At 41.1% G+C, this 24,872-nt stretch carries 23 protein-coding genes; 6 read left to right on the top strand and 17 right to left on the bottom strand.

Features of this window, described 5'->3' with window-relative positions:
* Positions 1–29: 29 nt before the first annotated feature.
* The 4 genes from JF50_RS19640 to JF50_RS19625 all read right to left on the bottom strand — a co-directional run bounded on the left by JF50_RS19640 (position 30) and on the right by JF50_RS19625 (position 2,779).
* Positions 30–611, bottom strand: coding sequence for a thymidine kinase (locus JF50_RS19640; protein ID WP_039610273.1), 582 nt, complete (start codon positions 609–611; stop codon positions 30–32).
* A gap of 63 nt (positions 612–674) precedes the next feature.
* Positions 675–1,469 carry a substrate-binding periplasmic protein gene (locus JF50_RS19635; RefSeq protein WP_160290489.1) on the bottom strand — a complete coding sequence of 265 codons (795 nt, stop codon included), beginning with the start codon at positions 1,467–1,469 and terminating at the stop codon, positions 675–677.
* Between the two features lie 176 nt (positions 1,470–1,645).
* Positions 1,646–2,254, bottom strand: coding sequence for a superoxide dismutase (locus JF50_RS19630; protein WP_039610272.1), 609 nt, complete (start codon positions 2,252–2,254; stop codon positions 1,646–1,648).
* An 18-nt stretch (positions 2,255–2,272) separates the two neighbouring features.
* Positions 2,273–2,779, bottom strand: coding sequence for a hypothetical protein (locus tag JF50_RS19625; protein ID WP_052262338.1), 507 nt, complete (start codon positions 2,777–2,779; stop codon positions 2,273–2,275).
* Positions 2,780–3,076: 297 nt separating this feature from the next.
* Here JF50_RS19625 and bfr (JF50_RS19620) point away from each other — a divergent pair, with 297 nt between their 5' ends.
* Positions 3,077–3,547, top strand: a complete 471-nt coding sequence (gene bfr, locus JF50_RS19620) for a bacterioferritin (RefSeq protein WP_039610271.1) — start codon at positions 3,077–3,079, stop codon at positions 3,545–3,547.
* Between the two features lie 12 nt (positions 3,548–3,559).
* The gene (bfr, locus tag JF50_RS19615) at positions 3,560–4,024 is read left to right on the top strand and encodes a bacterioferritin (protein WP_039610940.1); all 465 of its coding nucleotides are present in this window, start codon (positions 3,560–3,562) and stop codon (positions 4,022–4,024) included.
* 55 nt (positions 4,025–4,079) lie between these two features.
* On the opposite strand, the gene JF50_RS19610 is transcribed toward bfr (JF50_RS19615), so the two are convergent.
* The 7 genes from JF50_RS19610 to JF50_RS19580 form a co-directional block, all read right to left on the bottom strand.
* Complete coding sequence (locus JF50_RS19610) at positions 4,080–4,274, bottom strand: (2Fe-2S)-binding protein (protein WP_023397915.1); 195 nt, start codon at positions 4,272–4,274, stop codon at positions 4,080–4,082.
* A gap of 505 nt (positions 4,275–4,779) precedes the next feature.
* On the bottom strand, positions 4,780–7,557 hold the full coding sequence (locus tag JF50_RS19605) for a response regulator (RefSeq protein WP_235423450.1): 2,778 nt from the start codon (positions 7,555–7,557) through the stop codon (positions 4,780–4,782).
* Positions 7,558–7,615: 58 nt separating this feature from the next.
* Positions 7,616–8,506, bottom strand: coding sequence for a cation diffusion facilitator family transporter (locus tag JF50_RS19600; RefSeq protein WP_039610270.1), 891 nt, complete (start codon positions 8,504–8,506; stop codon positions 7,616–7,618).
* Positions 8,507–8,653: 147 nt separating this feature from the next.
* A complete protein-coding gene (locus tag JF50_RS19595) occupies positions 8,654–9,067 on the bottom strand; it encodes a hypothetical protein (protein WP_152614599.1) in 414 nt (137 codons plus the stop codon).
* Between the two features lie 8 nt (positions 9,068–9,075).
* Positions 9,076–9,825 (bottom strand): hypothetical protein, encoded by a 750-nt coding sequence (locus tag JF50_RS19590; protein ID WP_039610938.1) that lies wholly within the window; start codon positions 9,823–9,825, stop codon positions 9,076–9,078.
* A gap of 54 nt (positions 9,826–9,879) precedes the next feature.
* On the bottom strand, positions 9,880–10,869 hold the full coding sequence (locus tag JF50_RS19585) for a WD40 repeat domain-containing protein (protein WP_039610937.1): 990 nt from the start codon (positions 10,867–10,869) through the stop codon (positions 9,880–9,882).
* Positions 10,870–11,016: 147 nt separating this feature from the next.
* Complete coding sequence (locus tag JF50_RS19580) at positions 11,017–12,015, bottom strand: WD40 repeat domain-containing protein (RefSeq protein WP_039610268.1); 999 nt, start codon at positions 12,013–12,015, stop codon at positions 11,017–11,019.
* Positions 12,016–12,283: 268 nt separating this feature from the next.
* On the opposite strand from JF50_RS19580, the gene JF50_RS19575 reads away from it, so the two are divergent.
* Positions 12,284–12,520: a hypothetical protein gene (locus tag JF50_RS19575; protein WP_152614556.1), complete on the top strand. Its 237-nt coding sequence runs from the start codon at positions 12,284–12,286 to the stop codon at positions 12,518–12,520.
* 290 nt (positions 12,521–12,810) lie between these two features.
* A complete protein-coding gene (locus JF50_RS19570; RefSeq protein WP_039610266.1) occupies positions 12,811–14,175 on the top strand; it encodes a hypothetical protein in 1,365 nt (454 codons plus the stop codon).
* A 262-nt stretch (positions 14,176–14,437) separates the two neighbouring features.
* On the opposite strand, the gene JF50_RS19565 is transcribed toward JF50_RS19570, so the two are convergent.
* The 3 genes from JF50_RS19565 to JF50_RS19555 all read right to left on the bottom strand — a co-directional run bounded on the left by JF50_RS19565 (position 14,438) and on the right by JF50_RS19555 (position 18,340).
* On the bottom strand, positions 14,438–15,928 hold the full coding sequence (locus JF50_RS19565) for a trehalase family glycosidase (RefSeq protein WP_039610936.1): 1,491 nt from the start codon (positions 15,926–15,928) through the stop codon (positions 14,438–14,440).
* A gap of 14 nt (positions 15,929–15,942) precedes the next feature.
* Positions 15,943–17,184, bottom strand: coding sequence for an MFS transporter (locus tag JF50_RS19560; RefSeq protein WP_039610265.1), 1,242 nt, complete (start codon positions 17,182–17,184; stop codon positions 15,943–15,945).
* A gap of 148 nt (positions 17,185–17,332) precedes the next feature.
* A complete protein-coding gene (locus tag JF50_RS19555) occupies positions 17,333–18,340 on the bottom strand; it encodes a LacI family DNA-binding transcriptional regulator (protein WP_039610264.1) in 1,008 nt (335 codons plus the stop codon).
* Between the two features lie 478 nt (positions 18,341–18,818).
* Here JF50_RS19555 and JF50_RS19550 point away from each other — a divergent pair, with 478 nt between their 5' ends.
* Positions 18,819–21,038: a TonB-dependent receptor gene (locus tag JF50_RS19550; protein WP_052262533.1), complete on the top strand. Its 2,220-nt coding sequence runs from the start codon at positions 18,819–18,821 to the stop codon at positions 21,036–21,038.
* A 257-nt stretch (positions 21,039–21,295) separates the two neighbouring features.
* Positions 21,296–21,487: a hypothetical protein gene (locus JF50_RS19545; RefSeq protein ID WP_039610262.1), complete on the top strand. Its 192-nt coding sequence runs from the start codon at positions 21,296–21,298 to the stop codon at positions 21,485–21,487.
* A gap of 46 nt (positions 21,488–21,533) precedes the next feature.
* Here the strand turns inward: JF50_RS19545 and JF50_RS19540 are convergent, their stop codons facing one another.
* From JF50_RS19540 to JF50_RS19530, 3 genes are all read right to left on the bottom strand, one after another.
* Positions 21,534–23,228 carry a hemolysin D gene (locus tag JF50_RS19540; RefSeq protein WP_039610261.1) on the bottom strand — a complete coding sequence of 565 codons (1,695 nt, stop codon included), beginning with the start codon at positions 23,226–23,228 and terminating at the stop codon, positions 21,534–21,536.
* Positions 23,229–23,373: 145 nt separating this feature from the next.
* Positions 23,374–24,066: an aspartate/glutamate racemase family protein gene (locus tag JF50_RS19535; protein WP_039610260.1), complete on the bottom strand. Its 693-nt coding sequence runs from the start codon at positions 24,064–24,066 to the stop codon at positions 23,374–23,376.
* A 200-nt stretch (positions 24,067–24,266) separates the two neighbouring features.
* Positions 24,267–24,860, bottom strand: coding sequence for a hypothetical protein (locus JF50_RS19530; protein WP_039610259.1), 594 nt, complete (start codon positions 24,858–24,860; stop codon positions 24,267–24,269).
* Between the last annotated feature and the right edge of the window lie 12 nt (positions 24,861–24,872).

Raw genomic sequence — 24,872 nt, 5'->3', positions numbered from 1 at the left:
AGCCTTAAGCATGGCAAAAAAAGTTAAAATTACAACCTATTAAGTTCTGTTTTATAATGCTTTCTACAAACCGAGACGTAGCGATCATTACCGCCAATTTCGACCTGATCGCCGTCAGCAATAGCATTACCCTGCTCATCTAAACGCAATACGTGGTTCGCCTTTCGACCACAGTGACATACTGTTTTTAGTTCTATTAGCTTATCTGCCCAAGCCAATAAATATTGAGCCCCTTCAAATAACTCACCTCTAAAATCTGTTCTCAACCCATAACACAGTACCGGGATACCTAAAGAGTCAACAACATCGGTTAATTCAGAAACTTGCTCTTTAGATAAAAACTGGCTTTCGTCCACCAAGATACAATCTAATTTTTGCATTTGGTGTTCATTATTTACAAGCTCAAATACATTCGTCGTCGGCTCAAATGTACTTGCATCAGCTTCTAGACCAATTCGAGATGCAACTTTGCCAACACCTGAACGATTGTCTATGGCAGCCGTTAGAATAAAAGGCGTCATGCCTCGCTCACGGTAATTAAATGCCGATTGCAATAAAGTCGTAGATTTACCCGCATTCATTGCTGAGTAATAGAAATAAAGTTGTGCCATAGGTGTAAAATGAAAGTTTCGAGTGTGCGTAAGTCTACAGAAACTTACCTATTCTGACCATAATCAATATCTTGGAATTTTATGATTAACCGGGTTGTTGACATAATCTAAATAGTACTCATGCAATGGCATTACTCCTAACTCTTGCCAAAGTGTCTGGGCAACATCAGGACTTTGCAGTAAAAACGCCTTCGACAAAGCCAAATATCCATAACTAATATCAATAGGAGGGAATACAGGTTCAAGTGCGTCGCTATATGGAAAGCCAGACACTTGCTCGTTATAAACTTGGCATAACCCTAACGCCCCATCAACTAATCCTTTCAACACAAGCTGATAAGCATCATCTTGTGAATCAGTTTGAATGACACGATACAAATCCTGATGCAAAGCGTGTAAGACAGCATACCCACGAGGTACAGCCAAACTGATCGGATAGTTATTATTCGCCACGTCTTGAGCAAGGCCTTGCTGCCCGACCAAACACGTTCCCAACATGCTTATAGCGAGACTTTCGTCAACGTCACCTTGGGCATTTATCGGAAAATTGAGAAAGGATGCTCTTTCAGAGCGATACGAAGCGACGACAGCATCTACTTTATTTTTTTGGATATCATGTAGGCACCTTCGCCAAGGTTTGCGCACAAAGTTAAAACGCACATTTTGAACTTTGCTCTCAAGCCCTCGTAAAATCTCTATCGTGGCACCTGGTCGATGACTCGGTACTTCAAACCCACTACCAAGAAAAAAGGGAGGGATATTTTTGTCTTCGTAGCACAAAGTGATAAAGGTTGTAGCATATGATGATGAAGACCACAATAATACAATTAAAAGCGCTAACAGACGCATATAGCTCACAGCTCATTTTAAGGTTTAAGCATTGCAGTTGCATGCCTGATGCTACTAATACTATAGCTTACCCTGTTCTGTATGTCGTTTAATAAAATGATTTCTTGATGTCTTTAGGTATCTGGAGAGGCAAATAAAAAGTGCCTTGTATGTAGCTTATACCAGGCACTGAAAAATCGCTTGCGTTATTTAGCGTCTAAGTAACGCTTCTCAACTTCAACCCAGTTAATGACATTATAAAATGCAGCAATGTATTCCGGACGGCGGTTTTGATATTTAAGATAATAAGCATGCTCCCAAACATCTAGACCTAAAATTGGAGTCTGGTTGCTCATAAGTGGACTATCTTGATTTAAAGAGCTTGTTACTTTTAACTCGCCGTCAGCATCAACAACTAACCAAGCCCAACCACTACCAAAACGACTGACAGCCGCAGCAGTAAACTGCTCTTTGAATACATCAAAACTGCCAAACGTATCTGAAATTGCTTTAGAAAGTACCCCTTCATGCAAGTCACCACCATCTGGCGACATAATGGTCCAGAATAAACTGTGGTTATGATGACCACCAACATGGTCTCTCACTGCACCTTTTAGGTTTTCAGGCAGAGATTCAATGTTAACAAGCAAGTCTTCAACACCACGCTCAGCGAACTCAGTGCCTTCTAAAGCTGCATTGGCTTTATTAACATAAGTCTGATGGTGCAGTGTATGGTGGATTTCCATTGTTCTTGTATCAATATGTGGCTCTAGAGCGTCATATGCGTACGGTAGTTGTGGCAATGTAAAAGCCATGATTTTTCCTCATTTACTTTAATGGACGATATGTGGACGGTTAAAACCACCTTCCATTGCTATGTTAACTTGTTCAATTAACTCAGGAAGGTGAGGATGACAGGACGCAAAATTGATTAACTCCTGCCGCGTTTTATGTAAGTGATGACAAGCAATTTCAACGATTTCTATAGACGCGTTTTCTACTAAGTTGAGGATCACCGTATGAACTTCGATCAGCTGTTGGCAAGCTCGCTCAGGCTTAGACAATGCTAAAAAGCAATCAGCTAAATTATGAGCTGCGACCACCAGTGCAGGACAGCAATGTTCAATTGCAGTTAATTGCTCATCGCTTGCCTCGCTTTTTAAAAAGCGCTCAAGTAAATGACCAGCCAGATTTAAAGCACTTTGATATTTATCTCTGGCCGAATCAAATTGACCGTGCTGGAATGCATCGTTACCAGTTTTAATAGCGTATTGCCACGGGGCAAGGGCGTACTCCAATGGAGTATCAACTGAAGTTTCTGGTTGCTCAATTAGGGCCATTACGCTCCCCTTAGGTTGCTTTACACCAGACAACTATAAACAAAACCAACACCTTAATGCAAATTGTTTTTATTTGCATTATTACCATAATTTACGAGTGGTTATTTTATCTAATACCATCCATATCAAACCCAAACATAGATACTGCTTAAATAACAACCTCAGTTAAAAGCATAAAAGACAACGATAATGAGAATAAGAATCAATTGTTAAACCTATGATTTTAAAGGGTTTTTATTGACAAATAAGTTCTCATATATAGAATACCCCCTAAAGTCAGAGTTTGAGGAACATCCTATGAAGGGTAAACAAAAAATCATCGATGCATTTAATGCACTACTGGCAAATGAACTTGCTGCAATTGACCAGTATTTCATCCACTCTCGTATGTACGAAGACATGGGTCTTGATAAATTATATGAGCGCTTGAATCATGAGATGGAAGAAGAAACAACGCATGCAGATTGGCTAATTAAACGCATTCTATTCCTAGAGGGCGTACCAAATATGACCAAGCGTCGCGACTTATTAATTGGTCAAGACGTCAAATCGATGATGGAAAACGACCTAACACTTGAACTTGAAGTAGTCGCATGCGTTAAAGATGCAATCAAAGCATGTGAAGAAGAGCAAGATTACCAATCACGCGCTGTACTAGAAAAGCTACTTTTTGACACAGAAGAAGACCACGTATATTGGTTAGAGCAACAAATTGGTCTAATTGATAAGATCGGTATTCAAAACTACCTACAATCGCAACTTGCATAGGAAGGCTAATACATGAAAGGTAATAGAGAAGTTATTATCGCACTCAATAAAGTTCTAGCAAACGAACTTGTAGGTATCAATCAGTATTTTTTACATGCTCGCATGTTTAAAGACTTCGGCTTTATGAAGCTGGATAAAGCAGACTATAAAGTGTCGATCCAAAAAATGAAAAATGCGGACAGACTTATCGAGCGTATTTTATTTTTGGAAGGCCTACCTAACCTACAAGACCTAGGTCGTTTAAACATTGGTGAGAACGTACCTGAAATGATTGCTGCCAACCATGCTTTTGAAGAAGTCTCTTTAAAAGATTTGCAAGCTGCTATCGCTTTGTGTGAAGAAAAGCAAGACTATATCAGCCGTGAAGCTTTAGACAACATCCAAAGCGAGCAAGAAGAGCAAATAGACTGGCTTGAAACTCAGCAACAGTTACTAAAAACAATGGGGAAAGAAAACTACTTACAATCACAAATGTAAGTTACTCCCATTAAAAAAGGCGCTTAATTCAGCGCCTTTTTCGTTATTCAATTCTTTATGCAACTTGTTCAGTCACATCAACAATATCAATCAGCTTTTCATTCAATATCTTTTTAGTACAGTTACAACATTTACCGCATTGGGTGCCAACACCTAGCTCTTTGCTAAGATCTCTCATAGAACGAGCACCGTCATCTATCGTCTGCGCTATTTTTTTGTCTGTTATTCCGTGGCAGATACAAATATACATGAATGAAAACCAATCTCAATTACATCAACTGAGGCTAAGTTTAATCTAAACAAAAATAGTTATCAACTCACTTACGCATAAAAATGAGAATAGTTACTAATAGCATTGATCAATAAAGAGTTTTATTTCACTTTTTATAATGGTTCAAGCCTTCAGCTGTAAAATGACAGTGCAAATTTCAATCAACCTATGGCGCCTAGCCTAATTTTTATCTATTTACTGGGTTCAAATCCACATGTTTATTTAATTCTGAAAAAGATCAAGACTGTTTCATGTGCATCGAAGTAATGTGTTGGACAGATTGAAAGCGAAATGATGATACTATTTCACTGACTTGTATGAGCGACATAAAATATACATGCCTGCTACTTATCACTGACACGCCCTCATTATTACAGCCTTTGATTTCCTTCCCAAAAACAGAAATTTCAAGCTTTGAAACAAATAATGAATTAACCAAATGTAAAAAACAGAACTCTGAAAACGATAAAAATTAAGAGTCTAGCTATTTCTGCAAGTGTTGTACTTGCCACTTAATCAAACATTGATAGAGCTCCGATGACTCAATAGGCTTCGCAACAAAGTCATCCATGCCGACTTGCAGGCACTTTGCCCTATCTTCACTGAACGCGTTAGCAGTGATCGCGATAATATATGGCGTGCCGTATTCATCAGGCTGAGAGCGTATGGCGCGTGTGCACTCAAACCCATCCATATTCGGCATTTGACAGTCCATAAGTACCACATCATATTTTTGAACGCTTAGAGCATCTAGCGCCTCTATGCCGTCCTGCGCCTTGACGATTTCCCCTCCCGTTTTTGCCAGCATTTGCATTGCAACTATCTGGTTTATTGGATTATCTTCAACCAATAATAAGCGCACACCGTCTAAGTTTGGAATACCAACGCTGTCTTGAACAGACCGTTCTATTCGCCCGCCTCGTTTTGCAGGGATCACGACTGAAAACTCACTGCCCTGATGCTCTTGAGAGGTAAACGTCAGCTCTCCTTCCATCAGTGAGACCAAGCGCTTGCAAATTGTCAAACCAAGTCCTGTGCCACCATATTTGCGTGTTGTAGACAAATCCGCTTGTGTAAATTCGTCAAACAAATCTTTTTGCGCTGCCTCTGAAATGCCCACACCAGTATCTTTGATGCTGCAAGTAAGCCGCTCATTGTGATAGCTCACTTCAAAACGAATAAAGCCCTCTTCAGTAAACTTACCTGCATTACTCAATAGATTATTAATCACCTGTCCGACACGTAAGTCATCAATGATAAGTACTTCAGGGACGGTGTCTGATAGTACATAGGTAAACTCGACATTTGACTTTTTGATTGACTGTTCAAATGATGTAGAGATATCCCTGACAAACTTCTTAATATCAGTGTCTTGTTGAGATAGATGCAAAGCCCCGGCTTCAATTTTCGAGTAATCCAAAATGTCATTTAGAATGAGTAACAGTTTATGGGCTGACTGATAAATAATATCTAACTGCTCTTTTGCTTTAACGTCTTGCTCAGACTGGATCAGCGCTTCGGACATTCCAATAATGCCATTGAGCGGTGTCCTTATCTCATGGCTCATATTAGCCAAAAATTGACTTTTTGCGGAGCTTGCGCGATTGGCACTTTCAAGTGCAGTGATCAATTCCTCGGTTTTTTGCCGCACTTCCAACTCGAGCGTTTTATTAAAATCTTGTAGCTTACGATTAAGCTGTGCATTTTCTTCATTCGCTGTATTTAACTTAGTGAAACTCATCGAGAGTTTAAACGCCAACTGTGAAAACTGCTGCTGTAAAATAATCACCTCTAAGCAACTGCCATCTGTCGTATTATTGACGTCAGACAGTTTTTTGCTGGGGTCAAAGGAGTTTATACTATGACTTAAATCCACAATGGGTTTAGTGAAAACACGCGTCATTCTATTCACCAAAAAGCTGCTGATAGCAATGATAAACAAAGCCAAAATAAATGACTGGATCCACGCTGAAGCGACCGCCAAGTTAACGTGTTTTCGCTCTATTAAGCTAATTACACGCCACTGAAATATGTCTGATTGCATACTTTGCTTATAGTACACATCTCGATTGTTACTGATATAGATTTGATCGGTTGTCTCTGTGAGTTCATCTAATTGCTTATCTGCAATGTTATCTAAAATATTGAAATCAGATTTTAAAGAGCTATAAACGATGTTATTTTCATGATCAACAATCAGTAAGTGCCCTTTTTGCGCCAGCACCCTAGGAATAAATTGTTCAAAAGACTCAAAGTAGAGTGAGCTCTCGACAATGCCTTGGAACTCCCCTTCTTCGTATAGCGGAGCAGATACCGCCACCACTGGATCATTACCAAACCCTCTACCTTGAAATATTCCAGACACGTAACCGTTAGGATAGTAAGGTGCTTGAAGAAAGTATTCACGATCAGCCACCGAAGGCACTTCACCCACTAAACTCACTTTCAAGGCTTTAGGATAAAAGTGTGTGACCATCGCGCTGTGATCAGCCACAATCGCTGTTCGAAAGTTAGGGTAAGTCTCTACCAGCCGTCTAATTACCTGCTGTTTTTCAACGCCTGATTGAATATCCTGCGCAGCCACCATAATGGCTCTACGATAGCTTTCGAGGTAATCATCTATTTGTTTTAATGCACTGCCAGATGCGTCTTGCAGTTGAGCGGTGACTTCGTACTCAATTCGCTTGTAATGGCTATTTGTAAGCACTATCGTCGTGATCAGTACCACCAATATAATCAATTGACTGATCATGTAGTTGAGAATTTGATACAAAGCTTTTGCTTGCCAAACACGTTTGAACAAAAAAAGTGATATCAAGTCGACAATTGCAAGGTAAACCGCCGCATTAATCAGGTACTTGGCAAGTGCGGTGAAAATAACCAGTAAAGTCAATCCAAGCACAAACTTACCGACAATAAATAAAATGGGCACACCAAAGAGCACCCAGTAACCAAGCCCTCTAATAAACAGCGGTTTGTTGGCACGAATACAAAAGATTTGCAGCCACGCTATTTCGAATAAAAATACAAGAGAAGCCCAGCAATGCCCCCATCGGTATAACAGGAACAGTGCGCCAATGCCCACCGCAATGATTGCATAACGCCAGCCTAAAGCAAGTAAGCACAAAATGACAAACAGCTGCCCAAACAAAAACTCGGAGCTATCTAAAAACCAGATAGGCAGTAGGTTTGCGATCCCGCCAACCACTCCTAAAAAAAGTGCAATAATTACCTTGGGTAACTTAACGAATTGATTCAGCAATACCAGCTCCTCTTTATATTCTATTAAAAAATAAAGGAAAGCTGGTTATTTGCCAAGTTTAATGGTGGGGACAATCGTGACTTTCTATTTGAAGCACACACTTTTCTACTGAAAATAGCTGTTTTAAGCGGGCTTCAACTTGATAACGACATGCATCATCATGCATTTCAATAGTACAATGGTGCTTTAATACAATATGCGCACCGACAATTAATTCATCGTCTGTGTTAGATACCGTCACATTGTGCACGCTTTCAACATGCTCTGTATCCACAATCGCCTGCTCAAGCTTATTCACATTAGGTAACGCGCTATCTTTGCTTAGTAGCCCGGTCAAGCAAGATTTAATCACTTTAAAACCCGTGAATAACACAAAACTCGAAATTAACATACTTGAAAGAACGTCAATAATATTCCAGCCAGTTAAATGAATGAGAATACCTGCGATAAAGGTAGAAATTGTGGATAATAAATCAAAGAAGGAATGTAAAAATACGGCATACACATTGATGCTGTCTTTACGGCCTTTGTATAACACCCAAGCAGCTACCCCATGAAATAAAAATCCAACACCAGCAATGGTAGACATTACAAATGTATTCACTTCATGAATGTGACCTTGAGAGTGCAATTCAATGCGCTCCGTCGCTTCTAATAGAATAATAACAGCGATAGAGACATATAATACGCCGTTAATGAGTCCACCAGTGTATTCTGCTTTTTTGTAGCCTTCGTTAAAGTTTTTTGCCAGTTTTACAGCAATGCTTGATGCTATCAATGCGATAAGCAAAGAACTGTTATGTACAAATAAGTGCCCGGCGTCAGCCAGCACGGCTAAGGAATTGGCAAAGTATGCACCAATAACCTGGATAACCATAAACGTGCAAGTTAATGCAAGCGCAATAAGTAGGCGCTTCCGAGAAGCCTCATGAGTTGTAAGATCGGTCATTCGAAACTTGAGAAACCTTTGTAACTATAAATTAGAGGGTGCCTTATGATAAAGGACGATAATTGTAACTCTATTTCATTTCAGACGCATCAAAAATCACAATATTTAGCAAATAAATAGACTATTTTTTTCATCTAAAAGCATGATCTAACTTGCTGTTTGTCGTGATTGGTTCAGCCCATGGCTTGCAGCGTACAAACCTTGCTCGAAGTAACGCAGTTGTTCGTGACTGAATATGCATTGTGTGTAACGCATGACTTCAATGGGGACCTGCGAATTATCAAAACAATTTGCGGGCCGTCCAGGATAAAAGCGCACACCATTATTAAATGTCACAATGTCCCTTACGCCGCAGCTCGCACCAATGCAATCGGCAAGTTTACTTGCACGTATTTTTGATGCATTCAATGGATTTAAGAAAAACTGTGAACTCCCCTCTTTGCTTGCGTGCCACATTTCACCACTTATATTGGCCTCAATGTCCCCTTCATGATGTATGCACACACATGTAAAAATGCCAAACGGTGACAGTACCACCCCATCAATATCTAATTCTTGCAAGAGCGGGCTCATACTACGTGGAACAATAATATACTTTTTTTATCTAGTTTGCTGCTAAGCGCATCGTAAGTACGTCTAAAACCTCTTTTTTTGGTTTTATATGACGCACAGGAGGTATGATTAAAAGCGCGTTTTCCAAGCTCAATTAAAACATAACCGCATAAAACAATGCTTAGCCAAAACCCAAATCGTGCAAAGTGCTCAGGTTCTTGATTAATATCTAAGGAGGGAGAATGACGAGTTTTATATTGAGCTGGATCGATTGTATTCACAGAAGCAACTGATTCAGACATAACAGGCGTCGTCGTAACAATCCGAGTTCGCCTATTATGTTCATTTTGTCGATTCTTTTTGGCCAACTGGGCTTCAAAAGCTTGCCTTTGTTTGGCAACTTGCTCCGCGCATTTAACCGCACTTTGAAAGTTCTGCTCACCGTGATGACATATAATGGGCTTTTGAAAAAAGGCCTGCCATTGTTGGTATACCTTGGGGTCTTTAAACTGACTGATTCCATATACTGGCTGACGTGCATGTATTTCAGCAGATGTGCGCTCAATGTCTGAAGGCGATTGGCAATAATGCGCTACCCGCTCTAGCAATCGTGTGATACGAGCTTGCTCTGAGCCTGTCAAATTGCTGTTGTTTTGCAGAAACACCAGCTCCGAGGCATACCTATCACACTGATTTACATCAAGCTGTGTTGACATTGACGCCACACAACCAGAATAAATTAGTAAAAACAAAATCCATCTGTTCATTTTACCGTACCTAAATTACATAAATTTAAACGTCAACCCAGTGGGAGATTTAAGTCACTTTCTGTTGGCCAACATATTTAATGCCCACTCTTCCAACAATCCATCGCTACTTAAAGTCACCAGCTTTTCTTTAGTCGGTGCATACATATCAACAATCGTCGCACCTGAACTCACCGTATTAATCTGCCATGTACCTAACTCATTACCACTTTGCGTATCCCATATTGTCAGCTGAGATTTAGATGAAGAGGTTGCCAATAGACGGCTTTTCTCAATAAATAACGCCTTGCGAAATACCTTAAAACGCGCCATGTACTTAAGTTCACTTTTATCTGCTCCATCAATGAGCGATGCAATAACCTGATTGTCTAACGCATCCGATACAAAAAACTCAGAGAAGTCTTTTCGCACCGCTAAGCTCGTAACTCGGTGGTTAAACTCTTTGGTAAAGACTGGCTCTGGTGAACCAAATTGCCAAAGTGCTAATTTTCCGTCTTGCGCAGCAGTTAAAAACAACTCCCCTTTATCATCCCATTCAACATGCATGACTGGTCGGCTATGGGGGGCAAACTGATTATTCACCTGAGTATGCAGATGAGCCATATTAACCGTGCCATCTGACATGGCCACGATTATTTTATCCATAAAAGGTGACAAAGAGACCGAGGTGATATGCGCATACCCACTTACCCCTGTAAAGCTCACTTTAGTCACTAGCTTTTCTGTTGACAAAGACCAAAATTGAAGCTGATTATCACCGACAACAATCAACATGTTATTATCTTTTGACAACACAACATCCCGAGATAATTCAGGCATTTTATCCTTCGGAACCGAAAACAACTCGGTCATCGATTTGCTATCCCAGACTGTTAGAGTATTTGTGCTATCTATAGTAACTAACTTACTGCCATCTTGTGAAAAATGGCCGATAAGCACGCCCTTATCTCCAAGTTGACTGATGGTGCCTTTACTCAATAAGATTTCATCCTCACAACCTGTTAAAAACAGCATTAAAAGAAATGGGATTAGTCTAAACAACATGGCTCTAGCTCTCTAAGTTAAAGGGCAATAAATAATCTGTGCAAATAGTATAGCCTTTTACTTTTTTGTACAGTGTATTGTCTGCTCTCTTTGATACAGCCCAGTGAGCAGCAAGATTTGTAGGCAAAATAAGCAAAGTCTACGCCACTACCTAGTCAAATTTTTTAAGATATTGATATCCCAATATTCAATAATCCCATCGCTATTCAATGTGACCAGTTTACGCTCTCTATTGATGTGCATATCAACGATCAATGCCGTAGAAGTTGCCGCTTGAATGCCATAAGCGTCAATTTCTTGCCCCGTATTTACATCCCACAATGTCCACCAAGACTTACTAGACCCAGTTGCTAAGTATTGACCATCAGGACTAAATGCAGCAGCGCGAAACCACCTGAATCGCTCGCGATAAGCAAGCTTAATTAACGCCCGCTCTGATGAGAAAGGCCTGAGGATTATTTGCTCATTGAGCGCATCAGATGCAAAAAGTAGATTTTGCGATAAATTATAGGCGACACTCGTCACACGTTTTGACAGTCGGTGCTCGAATGTTGGCTGCAATGTGCTCGCATTTAAAATATTCACTACACCATCATGTCCTGCACTGAGTATGAGTTGTCGCTGCGTACCTAATTCGAGAAAGCTCACTCTGGCATCATGATACTTAATTCGCTTAGTCAGTTTATTTTCAAAGTCAATCACACTGATGGTGCCATCAGTCATCCCCACTAACAGCTGCATTGGGTTTGCGTAAATGGCTATCTTTGACGTTTTAGCAAATTCTGACTCTCCTGAAACATCGAATTGGCCTAACCTCACCTTGTCGACGAGATCCCAGACCACCACATACGTTGTGAAGCTTGCGGCTAACAGCCGATTGTCTTGTGATATTGCAATATCTGTTACCTTGGTCTCGTTCAATTTAAACTGAGCCAAAACACCACTGCCATCGGTCTTTGCAATGTTCAATGTGCCTTGAGCCACGAAAGCAACTAGGTCGGCATGTGATGAAAACACACCAAGATCTATTGGCACTTCACTGACTTGATGGAAAGCCTGCTTTGGATTTTCACTCACGCCATCACACCCAAGCAACAGAGTCACCAGAACAGCGGTTGATAAGATATGGATGATACTTTTATACATAGGCGTTCTCCCAATACTGCTCATTCCTTGTTTCGCCTCAAAACAGCTATATTCTAAACTTTAAGTTTTAGTCTCTTACCTATATTATCGGACATAAATCTTATTTATTTAGAAAATATAAACGACAGGGCAATCTAAAAGTACTATAATTAAAAAGTCGTAGCGAGGAGTTCACTCGGCAGAGCATGATTGCACGTTATTGCCGTGGAGCTAACGAACCGAGGTAATTATGTGTAGCGCACCCAGAGCGAGAGTGTCAAAGGGTAAAGTGGTCGATTATCAAGACGCGATGAACCAAAACTTAAGCCCAAAAAAACGCTCCGAATTTGCCAAAAAAGCCAATGCTGCCTATGAAAAACGCCACCCTAATGAGGAGTATAAAATGGCCTACAAAAATGAAAAGAAAAACCAAAAAACAAAATCGCTAGTACACAAAATAGAAATAATTCTGGTTCTTATCGTTTTTATCGCCATTGCCGTTAGAGTCATATTTTTATCAGAATAAGTGTGATCAGGCTCTCCGCCTTCACCTCTTCTTTCACGCGTTCCTTGCAAACACATCACATCGATAACTTATAAATCGACTCACTTTTAAGTAGTCAAAGTTAATTGCCTTAATCGACATACTCATAGATCCACTTTTAGGGACTAATTTTCAAATTAGTGCCAATTGCGCCTTGCACAACAGCAACGTTATAGTATAACATAATCTCAAATTGTTATTTTATAACATTATAAAAGCAGGCGTATTTACCCATTTCCTGCAACTTAAATACTCTAATAATTGAAAGAAATATGAAACACACACACAAATTACTCTCCGTTGCAGTTGCAACAGCATTGCTAGCAGCTTGTGGTGACACAGAAACAACTATTATTGAACATGCTCCAGTCGTAGAACCTGTTGAGCAAGACAAAGGCCATGACGACCACGCGCATGATGGACATGACCATGATCACGACTCAGTTGGTGAGGCTGGTCGTTTATTGGTAACTTCTCCAGAGTCAAACTCTGTACATGTTCTAGATATTGAGCACAAAGAAGTCGCAGGTGAACTTGCTTCTAGTAACTATGCAAGCAGAGTATATGCAACTGAAAACAGCCGCTACGCTATTTTAGTTCAATCCGAGCAAGGTCGTGTCGAATTTGTAGACGGTGGTATTTGGCAAGAGGATCATGGCGACCACATGCATCCTTATGAAGAAGCACCTACATTAAGCGATGTTGCTTTTGACCATGTAAAACCTGCGCACGTTACTAACGGCGAGCACAGCACTGCGATTTTCTTCGATGGCAGTGGCGATGATGCTGTTAATGCAGAAGTCGTTGTTTTCTCTGAAGCTTATCTTGGCGGTGATAAAGACAAAGTCGCTGAAATTCACTACGAAACAAACATGCACGGCGCAGCTCAGTCTCGCGGCGAGTACACATTCAGTACAATTCGCGATCCACAAACTGAGTCTACACTGCCTACACAAATTGGTGTTTATCACAAACATGACGGCCACTTTGACCAAGAAAAAGTATTCGATGTCACTTGTCCAGCGCTGCATGGTAGTGCGCAAAACCACGAGCATGTGTCTTTTGCCTGTGGTGACGGTGTTGTCGTTATCGCTGAAGAAAATGGAGAGTTTGTCGCTTCTAAAATTGCAAACCCAGAAAGCTTTGTTGAAAACCAGCGCATCGGTTACTTAATTGGACATGAAAGTAGCCACCAATTTATTGGTGTTGCAGGTACTGAGCTTGTCGTTGTTGATGCTGAACATGGCGAAATCGAAAAGATTGAATGGTCAGTCACAGAAAGCCACAGATTTGCTGGTGGTAACTTCAATTATGACGGCTCTCATGCAGCTGTATTAGACACAGCCGGTGTCTTAACAATTTTCGAACAACACGCCGAAGGTGATGAGCATCATTGGGAAATTGCACACTCAGTTAAAGTACATGAGCATGAGTTGTCAGCAATCCCTGAAGGTACTGTATTTAGCATTGCATTCTCTGGCGCTGAAAACATTGCTTACGTAACGGATTCAACTGCACAGCATGTCATTGGCTATGACCTTGAAACAGCTGAAGTAAAAGTTGAAATTGAGCTAGATTTTACACCAGAACGTTTAGTTTGGTTAGGTATTGAAAAAGGAGGCGAACACGCACACTAATACTCCCGAGTATAACGTGTATGTCTCTTGATTGTGAGCCAAAGCGCCTTTTTTAAGGCGCTTTTTTCTTTTCAATCCCTAATCAGACTCAGAGTTTAACCTGCCTTAATTTTTCCTCAAAAAGATTAAAAGTGCTACTACATTGCAGCCATTCTAGTAAGTGTTGTGAAATGGTAGAGGGGTCAAGGGAGTGCATAGCACTTGATAAAACAACCCTCAGAGGAAAGCACATAAAACGGCCAACCTCTAAGAGTAGATAAAACTACTTATCTGGGAACAACTTGTACAACCGACAAGCGACGCCGTTTGTCCAACCAAAGCCTTGTTGTACGATATATTCGCCCCCTTGTGCTTTTTTGTTCAACTCGATGACATTGTATTTTTCTAACAGGCATTGGTTGATGGCAAAATTCGACTCAAGTGTATGAAGCCACCTTGTGCCAATCAGCTTTGCTTCCTGTTCAAAACCATAATTTAAAAGCCCTTTAACACCAAACCACTGTAATGGTGCCCAACCATTTGGACTGTCCCATTGCTGAAGAGTCTCAGTGAGCGTCGTGACAAGTCCACCTACTTTGCAAAACTCAGACATAATTTTCTTCGACATACGCAACGCATGGCCATCATCTTTTACCAAGTTGAAAAATAATGCCGTGGCGCCAGCCATCGTCTGCACTTCTCGCTGACACTTGTTAGCGATATCATAATCAACATACCAGCTTGCCTGCTCATCCCACATATACTGTTCTATTAGATCAGCGCGCGATTTTGATCTTTTATCCAATTTTTTATATTCAGCATGATAGCTTAAAGCAAGATAGCATCGAGCTAATTGTAACTCTAAAAAATATATCAAAGCATTTAAGTCGATCGGCACCATTTCTGTTGTAGCAATGGTTTTTAAATCACTTGGATCTCTCAACCAGCGACTACTAAAGTCCCAACCAGACTCACAAGCCGCACGTATATTTCGATAAAATGAAAGTTTCTGCTGTGCCGTTAGGTGTTTTGCGTCTTCCAAATCCTCTCGGTAAGATTCAGGCCTAGGCAACGCTTCATTATCCCAATAACGATTCAGCAAACCACCACAAGGCATCATCACAACACGAGCGTGCGTGTTATTTTTTGCAGAAAGCTCCCCTTGCCCTTTCATCCAAAAATCATATTCGCGGCGTAATGCAGTCGTTACTTTTTTCAGCCACTGTTTGTCAGAACTTTTTTTATCCCATAGCAAATCGACCATTAAAGCCGTCACCGGAGGCTGAGAGCGCGTCGCATAATAGCTACGATTTCCATTTGGTACGTGACCTAATGAGCCTATCAAACTGCAAAAGTTATCGAGCATATGCTCAACAAGCGCTTCTCGGCCAGAGTCCATCAAACCAAGCGCTGTAAAATAGCTATCCCAATAATAGATTTCATTAAACCGACCACCTGGAACAACATACGGCTTGGGCAAGCTTAGTAAAGAGCTCGTATTTTGATCGCAAACCTGCCTTGTTAGCCTGCCCCAAAGCTGCTCGATATAGTCTTGTACAGAGCTAACATCATCTAATGCATCCAGCTCAGGTGCCTGTGCAAACTCAAAATGAACGTCTACAAACTCAGCCAAATCTTTAGGCTGCAACTCCTCATAAAAGTCACAAACGGCTTGCCATGATTGCTTTGGGATCGCATCAGCAAACGTTTTGCTATCATTGAAAATCCCCGACAATTGAACGTCCTTAAATAAGCGGCTGTGCTCAAACTTCATTCTTCTTCCTCGACTTAAACTGCTGACGAGCACGCTACTTGTTGAGCACGCTTTTTAAATAAAAATAAGGTAATCGTGATGATAGCCATTGGAATTAATGACATATAGAAGGCATGTTGACCGCTCATATACTCAAATACAAAGCCTGTAATTAATGAACCAGTCGTACCACCGAGTGCTGAAAAGACCACAATTAAGCCTGTCATCGCAGCATGGCGATGCTTCTCAAGACTACTCAGCATAATTGAGTTAATCACTGGATAAATTGGTGCCATCAATAGTCCAAGTAATGGCATTAAATACGCGGCTACAGGCGCATCAAATACACTTGTGATTTGGTTTTGTGGCAAGTCTTTGGTCATAGGTAAAGTCAATAAAACCAGAATAGCCATACCTAAAAGGCATAGGTTCAAAAATAAGTACCAATCTACTTTTTTCAAAATTTGACCTGCTGCCAAACGGCCAATGGCCAAACTGGCCGCAAAAATACTGCTCAGCTGCACACTGACATCAACGGGTAGGTTGAGTACTTGATTATTAAAGGTAGGTAGCCAAGTGCCGACACCTTGCTCAATCAACACATATAAAAATGCACTGATCACAAACACCAACACCAGAGGCTGGTAAGTTAATCGCAACATGTCTAAGAAGTCATTTTTAGCACTGCCAGATTCAAGTGCTTGCTCTGCCGGCTTTTCGATTTTGGCAAACCAAACCAAACACATTGTGGCAATAGATAGTGCACTAAGCAGGTAATATACGTTCAACCAATTATGTGAGGTAATATCTTCACTCAAAAAGGCGGCAAATACCCAGTACCCACTGAGCACCCCCACCATGAATACACCTTCAATGGTATTTAATAAACTAGAATGAGATTTTGTTGAGTCAGTGACTTGACCGATTAGGGCATAAACGGAGACTTTAACAATCGCAAATGCACAGCCAACAGCAGCAAATAACGCTTTAAGCGCCCAAAAGCTACCTGCGATTGGCGTGATCATGCACATCACAGTAACCAGAGATAAGCCACCTAATAATGCCAGCTTGTAGCCTACCCGAGGAATAAATGAAGCGACTAAAAAAGACACAATCGCTATCGGTAAATCTTTAAACCCTTCTAGCGATGCGGCTTGCGCTTTGGAAACGCCAAAAGTATTGATAGCTTGCAAAATCACAGTGCCAACGCTATTGAGCAAGATTGCAAATAAAAAGTAACAGGCTCCCATAGCCAAAATAGTTCGCATATTGTGCATTGAAAGACTCGTAAATACTGTAAGTTTAATTCAGTCTAGCGCTCATGCGCGAACAATGCAATCGTTTGCATTTTAAAATTTAATAATAGCTGTTAATCATTTTAAGCCGCTTTTATCTTGATTTTCACACTTAATTGGCACCAACACGCTAACTTGATTGGCGTTCAACGAGTTTAATAGCCAACTGGCTGGATACCACCTGCTCACCGTCAAGTTGCGCCAATAGCTTGTTTACCAAAAGCTCGCCTGCTTGTTTAGTATCCTGCCTAATTGTGGTCAAAGAGGGAAAGCTAACATCTGCCATCGCGATATCATCAAAACCGACAATATGTACGTCGTTTGGAATGCTGACATATCGTTCTTTTAGTGCTTTCATCGCGCCTAAAGCGACCATATCACTACAGGCAAAAATACCATCAAAATCAAGCCCATCACTACGTAACTTAAGGTTTATCGCGTCGTAAGCCGCTTGACTGGTGATATCAATTTTCAATAATTGGCACTCCTCTTCAATGCCTTTGCTTGCTATCGCTGCACAAAAGCCGCTGTACCGTTCACCAATTTCAGCATGCTCAGGTTCTCCCAAAAACAAAGGTGCTTTACAGCCTCTCGAAATCAAATGATCTGCCGCTAGTTTACCTCCGAGGTAATTATCACTGCCTACTATCACATAATCCGCCTCCGTTTTGGGGTCACCCCACACCACCAAAGGCATACCGGCTTTGGATGCGCTTTCTATCAGCGCCTGCTGTTTGCCTTGACCTACAACAATGACACCGTCAGCACGACGTCCATCTATAAAGTAACCATGCCAATCATCGCCCGCCATAAACGAGTTTGATAACAGTAACTCATAGCCTTGTCGGTTCACTGCAAGGTTGATATCACTCACCACTTTAAGTAAAAATGGATCATCAATCGATTGCTCCGTTTCCGAATCAAGGTTTATTAAAACCGCGATAACCTTTGTTTTTTGTAACCGTAACCGACTTGCAGCGGCGTTTAAGCTAAAATTATGTTCTTTAGCTAACTGCTGGATCCGCTCACGCGTTTCTTGTTTAATTAATGGATTGTCATTGAGCGCCCGCGACGCCGTCGAGGTTGACACTCCAGCCAACTTAGCCAGATCAGCCAGTTTTAATTTTTTTTGGTGCATAGCTTATTCACTACTTCATAAAGCACTTTGCAATGCTTGAGCATGACTCAATGGGCTTTAATACCCTGTAACCTTCATGCTTCTAGATTAAACTAACCGAGAAGTTTCATCTACAGTGAACAACTCTTCTCCTCAGATATTTTCATTTAAGACACACTTTTTATTAACCTATTGTTTTTATTATCTCCGCCTTAACGCCACAGGTTATAAAAAAGCATGGACATGCAGCATTAGGTAAACTGTAAGTAAAAAAATATCGCAGCCCTATTGCAAACGTTTGCATAAAGATCTATTTTAAAATAACGCCCAGTAGAAACCAATTAAAAATATACTGAATGAATCATTAATTTCGTTTAGGTATGCGGCGAAAAGCGATGCCAACGCGTAAGTTGGCCATTATGACAACACATATGACACAACCAAGGGAGCAGCTCCTGTGAACCTAGGCAAGAAGTATTCTGCACTTGCAGCAGCGGTTATGGCCGCAATTACATATTCAAATGTAGCCAACGCTGAGCAACAAAATAAAGCCAAAGACAAGGTAGAAACCATTGTTATTTCTGGTACCCCTGGCGGTATGGGGATCCGTAAAGTGGATGCCGCATACGCCGTTACCAACGTGGATGAATCTTTAATTGAGCGACTTGCGCCAAAAAGTACAGCTGACTTATTCAAAGCCATACCAGGGGTTTGGGTAGAAAGCTCGGGTGGCGAATCAGGAGCCAATATTAATGTACGCGGGTTCACATCAAGTGGTGATGCACCTTTTTTAACTGTCAGTCTGGATGGTTCGCCGGTTTACCCTGCTCCAACGCTATCATTTTTAGAAAATTCGTCTATTTTCCGTATCGATGAAACCATTTCAATGATGGAAGGACTTAGGGGCGGCCCAAACCCTGTATTGTCAAATGGACAACCGGGGTTAACAACCAACTTCCGACTTAAACGTGGTCAAGCAGATACGGAAGGCACCTTTAAATACACCACCTCAGACTATGGCTTACAACGTATCGATGGTGTGATAAGTGGAGAAGTGAGCGAAGACCTATATTATATGGTAGGCGGCTATATCAAACGCTCATCGGGGATCCGTGACGCAGGTTTTACCTCTGAAAAAGGTCATCAATTCACCATAAAACTAACCAAAGAATTAGAGAATGGTGAAATCAACGTTTACACTCGCCAAACTGACGACACCGGCGCATGGTATCTACCTACGCCACTGAATGAGGCGGGTATCGATGCAAAATACACTCAACTAGGTACACTGAACCGCCAAGCGACTATTTCTGCTGGTAATGGTAAAGTGGACATTGATTTAGCTGAAGGTCGAGGCTGGGACGGACATGTCTCTGGTGGTAGCATCTCATTGGAGCTTGGTAATGACTGGCACTTTATCGACCGCTTTAGTTTAACTCAAGGTAAAGCAAATACTTATGGTCTTGTGCCTGCAGGCAATGCCATGAACTTATCCGAAGTTGCTGATAACGGCGTAAGCGCAACAGGCGTGGCAACGGGTAAAGAGTATGGTGCCGACACACGTGTTCAGGACTATGGCCGTTGGGTGGTACTTAAAGATATCGAAGCCTTCACCAACGACTTAGCGCTCAGCAAAGATTTTGGCGAAATTAACAGCGCCTTTGGTATTTACACCGCAACTACCTCAGCGAAAGATTGGTGGAGCCTAGGCAACACCGCCTACCATGTCTTAGAGCAAGGCGGCGAAATGCTGACAGGCATCGCCTGTAATGACTCGCTTGAAGGCTGTGGATTTAACTACGACATCAACAGTAACGGTGATGCCACAACACTTGCTTTTTATACCACACATAGCTACGCCGCTACTGACAATTTAACGATTGACTTAGGCCTTCGTAATGAGCGCCACCAGGTTGACTACACCGTTGATGAAGGCCTTGATGGCGTGATCACAAAATCGGTTGACTACAGCGCGCGCAAAACCTCATGGACAATCGGCACTGATTACAAACTAGATGAGCAAAGTGGTGTGTTTGTCCGTTTCAATAAAGGCTTTAAGATGCCTTATTTTGACGATTTCAGAGATAACTTTGATGACTATTCTGCTGGTGATGAACTGATCAAAGAAGTTGCACAAAGTGAAGTCGGCTACAAGTTTATGGGTGAAAACATGGACTTCTTTGCAACACTTTTTGCAAATGAAGTAAAGGGTGAGTCATTCTCTATTCGTCCAGATTTACCTGCACAGCGTTTTACCACTGAGGCACATGGTATTGAAATAGATTTTAATTACAATCATGACTCAGGTTTCAGTGTCAATCTAAATGGTACCTTGCAAAACAGCGAAGTAGCACAAAGTCCAGACGCAACACTTACGGGTAACAAGTCACAACGTATCCCTGATTGGCAATTACGTATCACACCAAGTTATGAATTTGAACTTGGTGACATGTTCGCGACAGTTTACGGCACGATTTCTGCTGTTGACTCACGTTATAGCGATATTCAAAACACACCCAGTGCCGTTTTAGATGGCTATGAAAAAATCGATATCGGATTAACCCTTGAACCAATGGAACAAGTACAGGTACAAGTCGCTATTGATAACCTGACTGACGAGCAAGGTTTAACTGAGGGGGACCCACGTAACCCTGCAGCAGCGAACGGACGCTATATTTTGCCGCGTAGTGTTAAGTTAAGTGTTGCTTATAGCTTCTAATCCCAAATTTCGCCCATCATTCGGTGGGCATACCTAAAACTAACGACCAAAGCCCAATGAGGATCACCTTTATATTGGGCTTTTTTCTTACATTAACTACACTTTAAAATACTTAATGCGCTTTTTTACATAATGTAATCATTCAGCTTGTAACAAAGTGACAAATAGTACTCTTTGCAAATTTTAATGATTTTCACTTGTTAGCAATACAATAAAGCTGCTCAATACTATGCTTCGCAAGTGCTGGAGTGAACTTTATGAATATTGAAGAAATTCAAAAAGGTGAATGGTTAGAATATCAAGACCATCCAGTCGAAGTTTTAATTGTAGATAGACGTAACCACGTCGTGACCGTGTGGGATGAACGCAGTCAAAGGAAGATAGATTTACATGCTGATTTACTCAAAGAAGATCCACAGTGCCACTGTGACTCATTTCTCTATTACTGAATAAATGCCCAAAGCGTAACTCCAGCTTTGGGCTCATCCTAACTAATTATTGTTGAACCAATAACCATTGCGCATTTTCATGACTTGCATCACCTTTACGAGATAAATGCACTTGCCCAGACTCAATATCAGCCCAAACATATTGCTGCCAAAAATTATTTTTCAAATTTACACGCGTGCCGTACGGCTCAATATGAAAAGATGCCTTATTGGGCGACGTCCAAAGTTTAGTATCACCTGTGAAGTTGTTTTTATAGCTTAAAAACAGTTCAGCGTTATTCCTTGTTCTAAAATAAGAATCACCGCCCTCACCTTTGACCAAAATAAAATCGATTGGCGTTGCATGTTCAACGTATAGAAGCGCATTTTTTTGCTCGCCACTTTGTGAACCAATGGCTTTACCGTTACTCGCATTATGGAGATGCACAACATCACCCGTGTCTGCTTTAAGCTGGTTTGGTTGCCAATCTGACGGTGGTGTTTTCCATGTCAGTGATTTCCACTTCCAATTGTATGGCATGTTAATTAAGGGGTCGTTGACATCATTGTAACCAGCTTCGGCTTCAATATTATATAAGCAGTGTCTACGCTCTTCCTCTAATTGTGCAACTCGATCAAGTTGACTTGTCGTGCCCACTTTAAGTTCAGTCATACAATTGATTAAAGACTTACCCTTCCCTTGCTCACCCGGGGCCAAAACATATGTATGGTCACGCTTTGCTTCATCTTCATACCAATTGAGCATGGCCTGCTCTTCAAATGACAACCAGTTATCCACCAGCTGCTGTGCTTCTTGCTGAGCTTTTGTTCTTCGCTCTTCTTGCGGTAGTGACATAGTGCGAATAAACGCCGCCCATAAATCTTTACTGGCTTCCAAAGACACCAAAGCAACGGGCTTTATATTACTGGGCTTATAAGCTTGCCAGCCACTTTGGCCTCTTGACTCAGGCTTCCATATCACGTCACCACTTTGGTAATTAATCGCTTCTTTGGTGTCATGGGTATGTTGCTCTGCGCCTTCTGAGCAAAGGTATGCCTTAACTTGCCAAATTTTTTCATAATTATCGACTGCTAGACGCACCGTGTGCTCAGGGCTAAATGAATCCTGGAATAAATGAACTGCTCGACCAAATAAAAAGTAGTTGTGGTCAACTTCAACAGCTTTGGCATAGCCGCCCCCATCCCAGACTTTAATCTTTTTAGACTCAGCAGTTGCGGCATTTACAAAGTGATTAATGAACCGAATTTGCGCACGTTTTGCTGCGTTGACACCACCAATACCACCTATATCGTCATAGCGACGCATAAAATGATCTTGCTGTAAATCTGCGGGCTCTTGCGCAACGGCATTAAAACAGTTTGGCCCTGTTGGATCTGCACTGGCATTTGTCACATTAAATCCGGCAATATCAACCCATCGTTCGCCAACAATTGCAGCAAAAATGGCATCATACCCTGACCAGTAAGTCCCATCATCATTGGTGTTAGATAAGATCCTTTCAACTTCGTGCTGAGCGACATTTAGCTCAATAGATTTCGCTAAGCCATTATTCCAATTTAACCTTGGATCTTGGCTATCGCTGACTCGTGTATCTTGCCCCATCAGCTCTAATGCAGAGGTGCGTGTTAGCCACTCATGCCCAATTGGCATCACGCCAGCCCCGCCCAATTGAGTGAATGACATAGCTGAAGAACTCGTGACCATTGCAGCCACTGCACATGAAAGATATTTTAATTTCATAATTACTCCTTTTAAAACGAGTAAATTTTTACACAAAATTAAAATAAAAGCTCTAATTTTTGAATTGTTTATGATTGAATATACAAAAGAACATATAAAACATTCTAAAAACCATCAAAGTAAAAATATAAAACAATGAAATTCATCATGTTAAAGAGGCTGACACCGCACTACCCGCATGCAATATAGCCGTATCAAACAGCGGGATATCTGTGTCATTTTCGTTAACAAGTAATGCAATCTCTGTACATCCCAAAATAACTGCTTCAGCCCCCTGTGCCTGCAGTTTTGCAATGATTTCTACATACGCTTGCTTAGATTCAGGCTGTATAATTCCAACACACAGTTCATTATAAATCACATCATGAATTACGTTTTGGTCTTCTTCATCAGGCACAATCACTTCAATATCAAATTTGTTTTTAAGTCTGTCTTTATAAAATGACTCTGACATCGTAAATTGTGTACCAAGTAGTCCAACTTTTCGTTTGCCATCTCGTTTTAATTGCTCTCCAGTTGGATCTGCGATATGAATGAGAGGAATGCCTACGCCGGCTTGTACCTCTTCAAAAATCAAATGCATGGTATTTGTACAAATGAGTATGAAGTCAGCGCCAGCGCGTTCAATGTCCTGGGCATCTTGGGTGAGCATGTTAGCCATTGTGCTCCATTCATTTGCCTGCTGAAGCTCAGCGATGGGCGCAAAGTCGACACTTTTCATCACTATTTTAGCCGAATGCAGCCCACCCAAAGCATCTTTAACACCCTGATTTATATACTTATAATAATTAGAAGTTGATTCCCAACTCATGCCACCAAGCAAACCAATTGTTTTCATTTTTTATTCCTTTTGAAATGTATGTTTTAAGCGACGTTGCAACCATGAGTAAAACAGTATTACTATAAACATACACTTGATAAAATACACCGCAATCGATAATAAAAAATATAAGTCGATCTTTAGCATTTACTCATTATTTTGTTTTCCATACTAAGCCTCGACCCCATAAAACAGATTCAAGTAGTTACTTTATTTGGCTAAAATGCGTAGCGGTACGTTATACCTAGTTGATCAATCCCCTGACTATCAAAATAACTCAGCACAATGCTTGAGTCGCCCATGTGAGCTTGCACGCCCAATTCAGCCCACGCACCCTCATTATTTTTTGCCCCTTTAGGCTCAAAGTACTCATAGCCTAGCCGAGCATACCCCGAAACATATTCATTAAAGCGGTGTTCGTATTCGGTAAAAAAGCGATAAAAATCCCCTTCCAGTGTGTAATGTTTCAAATGCCAGTCCATTTCACCAAGTCCTGCACCAAATGAGAATCGGCCATCACTTGTTTCATATAGAATATAACCGAGCTCAAAATAATTTTCGTCTATGTCTATATCTAGTTGTCTTGGGCCACTTTCTATCGTATCTCCTTGACGTTTTACCGAGAAACTGGTGTAGAGCCCATTCTCAAATTCATAGCCAAAACCCAGCTTAATACCATCTGGCTCTACTTTTGATTTATCTCCAAAATCACTTTGTACATATCCAAACTCAATGAATGTTTTGCTCAAATCAGCCGCTTGTACGTTTAACCCTGAAACCGATAACATCATCATACATAACATTTTTTTCATTACTTTATTCCT

The organism is Pseudoalteromonas luteoviolacea (assembly GCF_000814765.1).
Lineage (GTDB): Bacteria > Pseudomonadota > Gammaproteobacteria > Enterobacterales > Alteromonadaceae > Pseudoalteromonas > Pseudoalteromonas luteoviolacea_H.
The sequence above is the reverse complement of the archived record's forward strand: the minus strand, read 5'-3'. Positions and strand labels throughout refer to the sequence as shown.